Here is an 11,376-nt window from a genome sequence, read left to right on the forward strand (position 1 = left end):
ACGGGTCCGTCCCGGAACGTGATCATGCCTGCCGAAGCCACCTTCGTCCCCGCCGGTCATGCGGTCCAATACGCTCATGGGCGTTTCCATGCCGAAACCGCATAGGATGGGGAGGTGGATCTGGTCGGAGCGTGTCGCGCGTTCGTGAGCGTCAGCGAGTACGGCGGCTTCACCGACGGGGCGGCCGCCGCCGGGATGTCCCAGTCGGTGGCGAGCCGCCGGGTCGCGGCGCTGGAGGAGCGCTTCGGCGAGCAGTTGTTCGAGCGCACCTCGCGGCGGGCGGTGCTCACCCCTTTCGGGCGCGACATGCTGGCCGCCGCGAGGCAGCTCGTCCAGGCCGCCGACGTGCTGCTGGAGGAGGCCGAAGCCGTCAAGCACAAGCCCTGGCGGCTCGCCGTCCCCGCCATCTGCTCCGCCTCCGCCCTGGCGCGCCTGGTCGCCGAGGCACGGGGGCACGGTGTCCGGCTCGATCTCCGTACCGCCGGACCGGCGCGCCGCAGGGAACTCCTCCAGGCCCAGCAGGTCCGCGCCGCCCTGCTCGCCGTACCCGCGGAAGGGGCGCCCTGGTCCGTACCGCTGGGGCTGGCCGGGGCGCGGGACGGCGGGGTGCGGCGGATCTACGTCGAGACACTGCGGCTCGGACGGGGTGCGCCGGGCCCGGCCCGCCGCGTCTGGATCCAGCCGGAGGACGACGTACCGCACATCCGCGACCCCCTGACCCGGCTGCGGGACGCGGTGGGGCTGCGGCCCGCGCAGGTCCTCGCCGCACCGGACCTGACGGCCGCCGCGGCCGAAGTCCTCTGCTCCGACGACCTGCTGCTGTGTTCCCGGGCCCAGGCGGCGGAACTCGCCCTGGCCTGGCACCCCATCGGGGAGCTGACGCCCCGCCGGGGCTACGCCTTCACGGTCGCGGCGGACGGCAACCCCCTGCCCATGGCAGCGCGACTCGGCGAGGCCATCACGCGCTGCCTGGGCGCCGACGATCCGGCCGGCGCCGGGGGAGGGGAGGCGGCATGAACACCGAGGCCCTGTTGCGGGACGTGCGCGCCCGGCTGTCCGAAGGCGGCCTGCGCGCCTGCCTGCTGGTGCGGGACCTGCACACGGGGGAGGAGCTGGGCATCGAGCCGGACACGGACCTGCCGTCGGCCTCCCTGGTCAAGGTTCCGCTCGCGCTCGCCACGCTCGAACGCATCCGGCGCGGTGAGCTGGACGGCGCGACCCCGCTGGACGTGGCGCCCGGGCGGGTCACCACGCCGGGCCCGACCGGCCTCAGCCGCTTCCGGCACCCCGCCCGGATCGCCATCGACGACCTGCTCTACCTCAGCACCTGTCTGAGCGACGGGACGGCCGCCGACGCCCTGTTCGACCTCACTCCGCCCGCCTGGGTCGCCGGCCTGCGGGGGATCACCGTCCGGCACCGCACGGAGGAACTGTTCGACACGCCCGTGGAGCGTTTCGACGCCGACCAGGCGCACCTCGCCCACGCGCTGGCCATCGACGCGGGCACCAGCGGCCGCGGCCACCGGGTGCCCCAGCTCGACACGACCCGCGCCAACACCGGCAGCGCACGCTCCTTCGTCGATCTCCTCCAGGCCCTGTGGACCCCCTCGAAGATCCATCCGGAAGTTGCCGCACGGCTCCGCGACCTCCTGGCCCACAACGTGCTGCGCCACCGGCTGACCCCGGACTTCAGTTCCGACGCGAGCCGGTGGTCCTCCAAGACGGGCACCCTGCTGAACCTGCGACACGAGATCGGTGTCGTAGAGCACGCCGACGGACAGAGCTTCGCCATCGCCGTACTGACCGAGTCTTCGGTCCCGGCCGCCGCGCAGCCGGGCGTCGACGCGCTGATGGCCGAAGCCGCCCGACGGCTGCGCGACCATCTGCGACAGCTCTAGGACCTGTCGTCAAACTGCCGTCTGCCGCGCGACGCCCGGCACGCACGCTCGCGGCGTCGCCGACATGCCCTGGCAGCTCCGCCGCGAGTCCATTTGGGCGCCTTGCGATCGCATCCACCGGACGCCGCGCCGCCGCCCTGCGGGCGACGACGGCCGTGTGACGACAGGACCCAGGTGTGCTGCTCGGGCTGCCCGGCCGGCCACCCGCCACCGAGATGGCCACGGTGTGAAACATCGCCAAACACCTGTCAGGTACCTGACGGAATGGCTTGCCGCGCCCCCATACTCGTCGCGACCCCGTCCGCCGCTCAGGGAGTCCCCATGGCCCACGTCACCCGCCGTCGCCTGCTCACCGTCGCCCTCGCCACCGCCGCAGCGGGCGTCGCCGTCCCCACCGCGACGGCCGTCGCCGCACCCGCCCGGCCCGGCGGCCCGCGCCCGTTACGCCACGCCCACGCGCACAACGACTACCTCCACCCGCGCCCGCTGCACGACGCACTCGCCCACGGGTTCACCAGCGTCGAGGCGGACATCTTCCTCGTCGACGGCGAACTCCTCGTCGCCCACGAGCCCGCCACCCTCGACCCCACCCGCACCCTCGCCTCGCTCTACCTCGACCCGCTCGCGGCCCTCGTCCGCGCCGGACACGGCGGCGTCCACCCGCACCACCGGGCACCGCTGCAACTCCTCATCGACATCAAGGCCGACGGCGTCGCCGCCTACCACGAGCTGGACCGGCAACTGCGCCGCCACCACCGCATGCTCACCCGCTACCAGCACGGCCGCGTCGTCCCCAAGGCCGTCACCGCCGTCATCTCCGGCGACCGCGCAGCCCGGGCCCCCATGGAGGCCCAGCGCACCCGCCTCGCCTTCTACGACGGCCGCCTCGACGACCTCGGTACCCCGGCCCCCGCCTCCTTCGCCCCGCTCGTCAGCGCCAACTGGACCCAGAGCTTCAGCTGGCTCGGCGCGGGCCCCTTCCCCCGGGCCGAGCGCGATCGGCTCCACGCCCTCGTCACCACCGCCCACCGCGAAGGCCGCCGCATCCGCTTCTGGGCCACCCCGGACGTCGCGGGCCCCGAACGCGAGGCCGTCTGGTCCGAACTGCTCGCCGCCGGGGTCGACCACCTCAACACCGACGACCTGGCAGGGCTCGAAAGCTTCCTGCGCTGATCCTGTAACGCACGACCTTCCGGAAGTACCCGTTCGGCGGACACGCCAGTGCGCCGAACGGCCCCTCCGCTGCGCCACACTGGCGGCCGAAAGCCGCAAATCAGGCGCGGCGGAGGAGGTTGGTCATGGCCATTTCGATTTCACTGGTGCTGCTCCTGGTGATCCTCGCGGTGATCTTTCTGCGCAACGGCGGACTGAAGGTCTCACACGCCCTGGTCTGCCTCCTGCTGGGCTTCTTCCTGGCCGGTACGAGCATGGCGCCGACCATTCACGACGGCGTCGGGGCCACCGCCGACCTGGTCAGCAGCCTGCACCCCTGACCGTCCGCATCCACCCCGGACATCCCGCACAATGGGCAGATGTCCTTTCCGCCCTCCGGCCGGCACTCGGGCGCCGCCCACCACGAGTACTGCAACACCGCCCTGTGCTGCCGGTGCCAGATGCGGACCTGGACGACCAAGGCGGGCAACGAGCGGCTCTGCGGACCGTGCGCGGCCTGCTGCCACGAGTGCGGCCGGGCCCCCGCGCCCCATCTGGACGGGCTCGACGGCGGGCTGTGCGCCGAATGCCGCGGACTGTGCGGCCGCTGCCACACCCCCCGGCGCCCCGACGGCTCCTGCTCCTGCGACCGCTGGCGGGAGAGCGCCCGGAGCAACCCCCGCGGTTATGTCCTCCAGGCCCTGCCGCACCAGCTCCTCCAGGCCCTCGGCGGCCGGGTGCCCAGCACCGTCCACGACCTCATCCACCAGGAGATCGCCGTCCGCAGCGCCGCCCAGCTCCGCGAGCGCGTCGAACGGCGCTGGAACCTCCGCTGGGCCCACGCGCTCGGCGAACTCGACGAGGACGGCCGCCGCCGGTGGAGCGCCCAGGACATCGCCGAACAGCTCCTGCGGCCCGGCTCCTGCACCGACCCGCTCTGCGAGGACGGCTACCACCTCACGACCGACGCCCCGTGCGCCCACTGCCGGCAGCCGCTGCACCGCTTCGTCACCTCGGTCGCCGACCACACGGCCACCACGGAGCACGCACGCTCCACCGCCGCGGAGATCCGCCGGGCCATGAAGGAGAACCGCTCCCGCCCCAGGCGCCCGCAGCGCTGAGCCCCCCCGGCCCGGGCATGCCGCGGCAGCGCTGCCGGGCGGCACGTTCTCATCCGTGCCCCTCCACCAGACGGGAACGGATGAGGAAGCGCACCCCTTCCGGAGCCTCCAGCGAGAAGCCGCTGCCGCGGCGGGCGTCAGCCCGACAGCGGGTGGTACCGGGTCACACTCCATGGACCTGCCCCTTTCCGGCCGTGGCAGCGGCGCGACAACCGGACGCGAGTCAACTCGACCGGACGTTGCGACCGGGTTGCACACCCTATGCTCGCGCCCATGGAGCAACGGGAAGTCGTGAAGCGCGTGATCGGCATCCTCACAGAGGCGCGTGAAATGCAGCGTCTGCTGGAGGCGGACCTCGAACGGGAAGATCTGGACGCGGGAGCGGGCGCCGTCACCGCCCTGCTGAACGAGACGATGCCCCACATCGCCATCCCCGACGACTTCTCCGTCGAGGAGGTGGTCGCCGTCGTCGGGCGCGAGGTCGGCGGCGCGGTCGAGCAGCTCGTGAGCGCCTTCACCCTCGCGTTCACGATGCTGGCCCAGGTCCATGACTCCGGGCAGACCGACGTGTCGTCGGCCGACGTCCTCCAGGACCTCGCGCTGCGGGTCGAGGGCGGCGGACCGGACGATGACGATCCGCTGCTGTAGCCCCCTGCTTTTCGCGGCGCGCGTATGCATAGTGGAGGGAGGAAGCGCGTATCTCCCTCGCGGCATGGAGGCAGCTGTGGGAAAGAGCACCGAGATAGCCCGCGCCAAGGCGCGGAGGCTCAAAGGCATGATCAAGGAATCGGACGGCATCGCCCTCGAGAACGAGCGGCTGAAGGCCGAGGGCAGGAGGGAGCAGGCCGAGGCCCGCCGCGAGGAGGCCCTGGCACGCGCGTCGCGGACTGCTTCCGGCCGCTGAGAGTGAGCGAGGCGCCCGCGCCGTCACCGTACGGCCGGGCGCCCTCGCCATGGCCGGCGCCCTTGCGAGGCCGGGGCGCTTTCGCCGTGGCCCGAGCTCTCGGGAGGCCGCGCGGCGGTCACTTCCTCGCGAGGGCCGCCTCCCGGACCGTCTCGGCGGTCTCCCGGTCGAGAGCCGCCCGCACCAGGGCCGCGGCGAACGCGGCCCGGTCCAAGTCGCGCGCCACGTCCAGGAGCCGATCGCCGGACGTCGGCAGACCGAGCCGCTCGGCCCCCTGAAGCCCCTTGGCGCCGACCCAGAACCCGGTCTCCGGCCACACGGTCTGTACCTCGCGTACGAAGATGTCGGCGCCCGCCGGACCGATCCCCTGGACCCGCTGCAGCCCGGCCCGCAACGCCTCCGTGTCGCCGTCCGCCTCCGCGCGCAGCCGCCGCAGGTCGCCCTTCCAGACGTCGAGGACGAGGTGGGCGCCCTCCCCGAGCTGGGTGGAGGTCCGCTCGTCGTAGCGGCGGTAGCCGCCCTCGCCCAACGCGTCCACACGCTGCTGCCAGGTCGCGTCCGCCATCCGGCGCGGCGTGCGCATCCCGTGCGCGAACAACGCCCGCGCGGCGGCCACGGCGACCGAGGCACGGATCCGGGCGCTCAGCAGATGGCTCAGCACCAGCAGCTGGTAGAGCGGCTGCGGAGTGTCGCGCAGCCGGATCCCCGCCTCCGCCGCGTACGTCCGTCCGCACTCCTCCAGCAGCGCGTCGGCGGTCCGGCGTGCCGATGCGGACGCCGTGCCGGTCATCCGTAACCGAAGATCCGGGCGAGGAAGAACCCGGCGACCACGAGCGCTCCCAGCACGATCAGGGCGGTCCAGACGCCCGGGTGCTCCCACAGCCCTCCGTCCGCGCGTTCCTCATGGGCCTCGCCGGTCGAACCCTCGGCCGGCGGTGTTTCTCCTGGGGGATTCACCAGTACAGCCATGCCTCCAGGGTCTCTCCGACCGGGCCCCCGCGCACGCCGTACGGAATCCCGCACCCGGATGCGGGGCCGTACGGCGGAGCGCGGCCGAAGGGAGCGCTGTGGCGGGGCGAATCGGGGCACCGTCAAGGAATGCCCCGAGTCTCCGCCCCTGTCGTCAAACTCGTGCAGCGCACCACCGAACCCGCCGGGGTGCAGACGCTGCGCTCGACGGCCGCGGCCGTCATCGCCTACTCCGTGGCCGTCTGGCTCCTGCCCGAACCGGCCCCGCTCACAGCACCCCTCACCGCGCTCCTGGTCGTCCAGGTGACCCTCTACGCGACCCTCACGACCGGCATCCGCCGGGTGAACTCGGTCATCGTCGGCGTCCTCATCGCCATCGGCTTCAGCTCCCTGGTGGGCCTGAGCTGGTGGAGCCTCGGTCTCACCATCTTCACCTCGCTGCTGATCGGACGGCTGGTCCGGGTCAACGAGTTCGTGCCCGAGGTGGCGATCAGCGCGATGCTCGTCCTCGGCGTCTCCCAGGTCGCCGACACCGCCTGGGACCGGGTGTGGGAGACGCTGATCGGCGCCGTGGTCGGCCTCCTGTTCAACCTGCTGCTCGCCCCGCCCGTCTGGGTCGGCTCGGCCGGCTCCTCCATCGAGTCGCTGGCCGCCCGGATGGGCACGATGCTGCGCAGCATGGGCGAGGAGGTCGTGGGAAACAACCCCGTCTCCCGGGCCGCCGCCCGGCTGCACGAGGCCCGCAGGCTCGACCACGACATCGTGGAGGTCGACGCCTCCCTGCGCCAGGCGGAGGAGAGTCTCACCCTCAACCCCAGGGTGAGACAAGGGCTGCTCCACCGGGTCGTCCTGCGCACCGGGCTCGACACCCTGGAGATCTGCGCCGTCGTTCTCCGCGTCCTCTCCCGCACCCTCACCGACCTGGCGAAGGCCCGTACCGAGGAGTCACTCTTCCCCGCCGATGTGACGGAACTGCTCCAGGAACTCTTCGGCCGCCTCGCCGAGGCGATCGAGAGCTTCGCCGTCCTGGTCACCACCCAGCTCGCCGCCGACGCGGAGGCGGCCGAGGAACGGCTCGCCGACGCGCTCGTCCGCAGCCGCGCCACCCGCGACCGGGTGGCCGACCTGCTGCTGGAGGACGTCCAGGAGCATCCCCGCCAGTGGCAGCTGCACGGCGCTCTGCTGGCCGAGATCGACCGGGTGCTGGCCGAACTCGACATCGAGGAGCGCACCAGACGGCTCGGCGAGGAGCTGGACCGCCGCTCGGGCGAGGCGCACGCGCGCCACCCCCGGCTGCGCGCGCTCCTGCGACGACTCGGCCGCCAGCCCGCATGACCCACCGGACCGCACGTGCCCCGGCTCCGCCGCCGGTTCCGGAGATCCGGCCCCGGCCACGCGGGATGCGGAGGCGGCCGGTCGCTGGTTCGCTGGGGGCAGAGGTCCCGTACCCGGCGTTCAAGGAGTGGTGATGAGCGGTTCGGACGAACCCGCCGACCTGGCTCGGCAGATGCGAGAGAAGGCCCAGCAGCTCCACGAGGCGGCAGAGCGCGCGAGCGACCCGCAGGAGCGCGAGCGGCTGGAGAAGAAGTCCCGGACGATCCGGGACCGGAGCGAGCAGCAGAGCGCCATGGAGGCCGGGGACATCTACCCCCAGAAGTAGCGCCGCCGACGCCTGCCCACCCGCCCGCCTCGGAGGACGTGCACGCCCCCCGGGGCGGGCGGGCGCGTGTGGTGCGGACGGGGCCGGGCCGGGCCGTGCGGCGTCACGGAAGCCGCCGGTGCGGGGTCAGCCGGCCCACTCCAGGAGCCGTTCCGCGCTCCAGGTCGTCACCACCCGGTCCGCCGGCACCCCGCACTCCTCGGCACGGGCGCACCCCGACCGCTGCCAGTCGAGCTGCCCCGGGGCGTGCGCGTCCGTGTCGATCGCGAACAGTGTCCCCGCCGCGACGGCCGCCCGCAGCAGGCGCAGGGGCGGGTCCTGCCGCTCCGGACGGCAGTTGATCTCCACCGCCGTCCCGGCCTCGGCGCAGGCCGCGAAGACCCGGTCCGCGTCGAACCGCGACTCGGGGCGGCCACGCCCGTGCAACAGCCGTCCCGTGCAGTGGCCGAGCACATCGGCCCGCGGATGGCGCACCGCCGCTTCCAGCCGCCGGGTCATCGGGGCCGGATCCATCCGCAGCTTCGAGTGGACGGAGACCACGACCACGTCGAGCCGTTCCAGCAGGTCGTCCTCCTGATCGAGCGAGCCGTCCGGCAGGATGTCGCACTCGATCCCCGTCAACAGCCGGAACGGGGCCCACTCCTCGTTGAGCCGCTCCACCACCTCCAGCTGCTCCCGCAGCCGCTCCGGCGACAGGCCCTTGGCCACCGTCAGCCTCGGCGAGTGGTCGGTGAGGACGGCCCAGGCGCGGCCCAGCTCCGCGGCGGTCCGGCCCATCTCCTCGATCGGGCTGCCCCCGTCCGACCAGTCCGAGTGCACATGGCAGTCGCCCGTCAGCCGCGCGAAGAGGTCCCGGCCCCCCTCGACGGGCGGCTCGGCCGCGGCCTCCTTCTCCAGCCGGTCCAGATACCCGGGCGTCTTTCCGGCGAGGGCCTCACGGATCACCTCTCCCGTACGCGGCCCGATACCGGCGACCCGTTCCAGGGATCTCGCCGCCACCCGCTCGGCCGCCTCCCCGGGAGCCATCGCGTCCACCGCCGCGGCGGCCGTACGGAAGGCCTTCACCCGGTAGGTGGCGGCCTGCGAGCGTTCCAGCAGGAAGGCGATCCGCCGCAGGGCGGTGACGGGGTCCATCGGCACCTCCACCAGGATGGTCTGCGGCCGACGCCGGTCCGCCGGGCACCTCGCCCGCCCCACCAGCATGAGCGCACCCGGCCCCGCCCGCCTCCGCGCCCCGGTCACCGTCTCAGGACGCGGCCTCCGCGTCCTCAGGGGCCTCGGCGGCCTCGGCGGCGTCCGACACGGGCACCCAGCGGCCGGTGGTCGTGTCGTAGTCGAGTACGGAGTGCCCGCGTATCCCGCTCGTACGGAACGGCCGCCCGCCGTCGTCGATGCGCACCGTGCCGGACCGACCGCCGCTGCTCCAGGCCAGCTCCGCGACCCAGGAGCAGTCGCAGCCGACCGTGCGGCCGGTGATCAGGAAGACTTCGGGGTCGGTGACCGAGACGCGGTACGGGAAGGCGACCGCCTCGATGGGGTCGCCCGAGTCGTTGCCCGCGACCGAGCGGGCCACCGGGCGGGAGGCGTCGAGATCCACGTCGAACATCCTCGGGGTGAGGGACCCGCCGCAGCCGGAACTCATCCGGTAGACCCGGCCCCCGGCCGGTGAGCGGCGCTCGACCACCCGGATCCGCAGGGATTCCAGCACCACGGCCCGCTCGTCCCGGCCCTGCAGGGTGATCCGGACCCCGGTCTCGCCCGCGTGCACCCCGCCGAGCGCCCCCGCCCAGGACGCCGCGTCGGCCTGCACCGGGGGCGGTGGTACGGCGCCGGGCGCCCGGTCGAGGAGGTAGGAGTGGTCACAGCCGTTCTTCCAGACGTGGGCGTCACCGGTCCAGGTGAACGGCACCCGCCCGGCGGCCGCCGACGACGAGGACCCGGACGGCCGGGGAAGCGGCTCGCCGCGCGGCCCGGCACCGGGCGGCGTGGTCGACGCGGGAGCGCCGGGCGGTGCTTCCCGCGCGAATCCGCTCGCTGTGGCCTGCGGCTTCCCGGGCGCGAGGGAGCCCGAGGAGGGGGACTTTGGGCTGTCCTCCGGGGGCCCGCCCGGGACGTGGGCCACGGACGTACGCCCGTCGGAACCCGCGGACCACGGCCGCCCGAAGGCTACGACCAGGGCGAGGACGAGGACCGCCGCGGCGAGGACGCCGAGCCCCTGCCCGTACCGGCGAGTCCGGGACGACCGGAGCGGCGGCTTTCGGGAAGTACGGCCCCCGACCGCGCTGGACTGCCCGGAGCCGGAGCCGGAGCCGGAGCCGGGGTCGGGGGTGAGGGCGGGGACGGCTGCGGCTTCGGGCGCGTTGCCGGGGGACGGCACCGTGTCCGGTGGCTCCTCGTCGAACGGCCCGGGCCGGAATCCTTCCTCCGGCGGCCCCGCCGTTCCCTCGGGCGGCGGCGCCACCCCCTGCCGGTCCAGGCGTTCGCCGTCCGCCAGGAGCCACAGGCGGTGCAGCTCCTCCCGGTCCTCGGCCGGTGCGCCGCACAACCGGGCCAACCGCTCCACCGGGGCGAACTCCGCGGGCACCGTCCGCCCCGTGCAGTACCGGTGCAGCGTCGAGCCGCTGACCCCGATGCGGCGGGCCAGCGACGCGTACGTCCGGCCCGACCCCTCCCGCAGCGCGCTCAGTCGCTCCGCCAGTACCGCCCGTGCGGCCCCCTCGGCGTCACCCGACACGCTCGACCTCCCCTGCCGCCGTTCCAGGGCGTTCCAGCCCTTCGAGAACACCCACGTCACCAGGGGTGGGACGGTTCCAGCCCGGCCGGAAGCCGTGGCGCGCTTGTCCGGATCCGGGGCCGCGGCCCAGGCTGGTGCCCGTTCCGAACCGCCGCCGTACGGCCCCACCGGGCTCCGTACGCCTCGGCGCCACGTCGTACGTACGGACGAACGGACGAACGGCCGGACCGTACGGAGCACCTGACCGCACCATCCGAAACGGGGAAACCTCACCATGCGCAACCTCCGCACCGCCCTCCTCACCGTCATGGCCACGGGCCTGGCCGTCACCGCTCTGGCCCAGGTGCCCGTCGCCGCGGCCCCGGCGCCCGCTCCCGCCCAGCCGAAGTTCCTGAGCGCGGGCCAGCTGCCCGCCTCGCACACGCCCTGGACGGCCGGTCCAGTGCTCCGGGGCGTGCCCGTGGACGGGTCCGTGTGCACCAGCGGGATCGCCCCGGCGGCCGGCACCCGGCACCGGGACTTCCGCACCGAACTGGACACCAACGCCCGCCAGACCATCACGGTCGCCGCCACCACCGCCCGGGCCAAGAAGCTCGCCGCCGATCTGCGCAGCGCCGTGGAGACCTGCCTCGACCGGCTGAAGGAGCAGGAGCCCGGCCTGGAGGGGGAGGCGCTCTACCAGGGCAGGATCGACGTCGAGGAAGGCGCGCACGTCTACAGCATCGACACCTCCTACCCGGAGGTCGGCTCCACCGACATCGGGCTCTTCTCGGTGGGCCGCGACGGCCGGGCGGTCACCGTCGTCGAGTGGGGCCAGCTGGGCGAGCTGGACGGGGCTCCGCTGAAGGGGTTCAAGAAGACCACCCGCAGCGCCGTCGCCAAGCTGTACTGATCCCGCCTCGGCGGCCGGCCGCCACGGGGGAGCGGCCGGCCGCCGG

At 73.9% G+C, this 11,376-nt stretch carries 14 protein-coding genes and 1 pseudogene; 10 read left to right on the top strand and 5 right to left on the bottom strand.

The window, feature by feature from the left end; translation table 11 throughout:
- Positions 1–114: 114 nt before the first annotated feature.
- The 5 genes from IE145_RS18190 to IE145_RS18210 all read left to right on the top strand — a co-directional run bounded on the left by IE145_RS18190 (position 115) and on the right by IE145_RS18210 (position 4,171).
- Entirely contained in the window at positions 115–1,017 is a 903-nt protein-coding gene (locus IE145_RS18190; RefSeq protein ID WP_189526192.1) for a LysR family transcriptional regulator, read from the top strand.
- Positions 1,014–1,898: a serine hydrolase gene (locus IE145_RS18195; protein WP_189526193.1), complete on the top strand. Its 885-nt coding sequence runs from the start codon at positions 1,014–1,016 to the stop codon at positions 1,896–1,898. The genes IE145_RS18190 and IE145_RS18195 overlap by 4 nt, the downstream gene beginning before the upstream one ends.
- Positions 1,899–2,219: 321 nt before the next feature.
- Positions 2,220–3,071: a phosphatidylinositol-specific phospholipase C/glycerophosphodiester phosphodiesterase family protein gene (locus IE145_RS18200; RefSeq protein WP_189526195.1), complete on the top strand. Its 852-nt coding sequence runs from the start codon at positions 2,220–2,222 to the stop codon at positions 3,069–3,071.
- A 125-nt stretch (positions 3,072–3,196) separates the two neighbouring features.
- A complete protein-coding gene (locus tag IE145_RS18205) occupies positions 3,197–3,391 on the top strand; it encodes a hypothetical protein (RefSeq protein WP_006129323.1) in 195 nt (64 codons plus the stop codon).
- A 39-nt stretch (positions 3,392–3,430) separates the two neighbouring features.
- Positions 3,431–4,171 carry a hypothetical protein gene (locus IE145_RS18210; protein ID WP_189526197.1) on the top strand — a complete coding sequence of 247 codons (741 nt, stop codon included), beginning with the start codon at positions 3,431–3,433 and terminating at the stop codon, positions 4,169–4,171.
- Between the two features lie 49 nt (positions 4,172–4,220).
- Here IE145_RS18210 and IE145_RS18215 read toward each other — a convergent pair.
- Positions 4,221–4,301, bottom strand: a pseudogene (locus IE145_RS18215) (DUF779 domain-containing protein); the annotation flags it as partial.
- A gap of 131 nt (positions 4,302–4,432) precedes the next feature.
- On the opposite strand from IE145_RS18215, the gene IE145_RS18220 reads away from it, so the two are divergent.
- Positions 4,433–4,819: a hypothetical protein gene (locus IE145_RS18220; RefSeq protein ID WP_189526199.1), complete on the top strand. Its 387-nt coding sequence runs from the start codon at positions 4,433–4,435 to the stop codon at positions 4,817–4,819.
- 76 nt (positions 4,820–4,895) lie between these two features.
- The gene (locus IE145_RS18225) at positions 4,896–5,075 is read left to right on the top strand and encodes a hypothetical protein (protein WP_189526202.1); all 180 of its coding nucleotides are present in this window, start codon (positions 4,896–4,898) and stop codon (positions 5,073–5,075) included.
- A 118-nt stretch (positions 5,076–5,193) separates the two neighbouring features.
- Here IE145_RS18225 and IE145_RS18230 read toward each other — a convergent pair whose 3' ends face one another.
- Together IE145_RS18230 and IE145_RS18235 are read right to left on the bottom strand one after the other, a co-directional pair.
- Positions 5,194–5,865, bottom strand: a complete 672-nt coding sequence (locus IE145_RS18230; protein ID WP_189526204.1) for an endonuclease — start codon at positions 5,863–5,865, stop codon at positions 5,194–5,196.
- Positions 5,862–6,044, bottom strand: coding sequence for a DUF6480 family protein (locus tag IE145_RS18235; protein ID WP_189526206.1), 183 nt, complete (start codon positions 6,042–6,044; stop codon positions 5,862–5,864). The genes IE145_RS18230 and IE145_RS18235 overlap by 4 nt, the downstream gene beginning before the upstream one ends.
- A gap of 129 nt (positions 6,045–6,173) precedes the next feature.
- Between IE145_RS18235 and IE145_RS18240 the strand changes: the two genes are divergently transcribed.
- Positions 6,174–7,379, top strand: coding sequence for an FUSC family protein (locus IE145_RS18240; protein ID WP_189526207.1), 1,206 nt, complete (start codon positions 6,174–6,176; stop codon positions 7,377–7,379).
- Between the two features lie 133 nt (positions 7,380–7,512).
- The gene (locus IE145_RS18245; RefSeq protein ID WP_065479705.1) at positions 7,513–7,704 is read left to right on the top strand and encodes a DUF6381 family protein; all 192 of its coding nucleotides are present in this window, start codon (positions 7,513–7,515) and stop codon (positions 7,702–7,704) included.
- Between the two features lie 126 nt (positions 7,705–7,830).
- On the opposite strand, the gene IE145_RS18250 is transcribed toward IE145_RS18245, so the two are convergent.
- Positions 7,831–8,838, bottom strand: coding sequence for a PHP domain-containing protein (locus IE145_RS18250; protein ID WP_189526209.1), 1,008 nt, complete (start codon positions 8,836–8,838; stop codon positions 7,831–7,833).
- 112 nt (positions 8,839–8,950) lie between these two features.
- Entirely contained in the window at positions 8,951–10,438 is a 1,488-nt protein-coding gene (locus IE145_RS18255; RefSeq protein WP_189526210.1) for a transcriptional regulator, read from the bottom strand.
- A gap of 274 nt (positions 10,439–10,712) precedes the next feature.
- Between IE145_RS18255 and IE145_RS18260 the strand changes: the two genes are divergently transcribed.
- Entirely contained in the window at positions 10,713–11,330 is a 618-nt protein-coding gene (locus IE145_RS18260) for a hypothetical protein (protein WP_189526212.1), read from the top strand.
- Positions 11,331–11,376 lie beyond the last annotated feature (46 nt).

Origin of the sequence: Streptomyces sindenensis, assembly GCF_014649035.1 — a bacterium.
GTDB lineage: Bacteria > Actinomycetota > Actinomycetes > Streptomycetales > Streptomycetaceae > Streptomyces > Streptomyces sindenensis.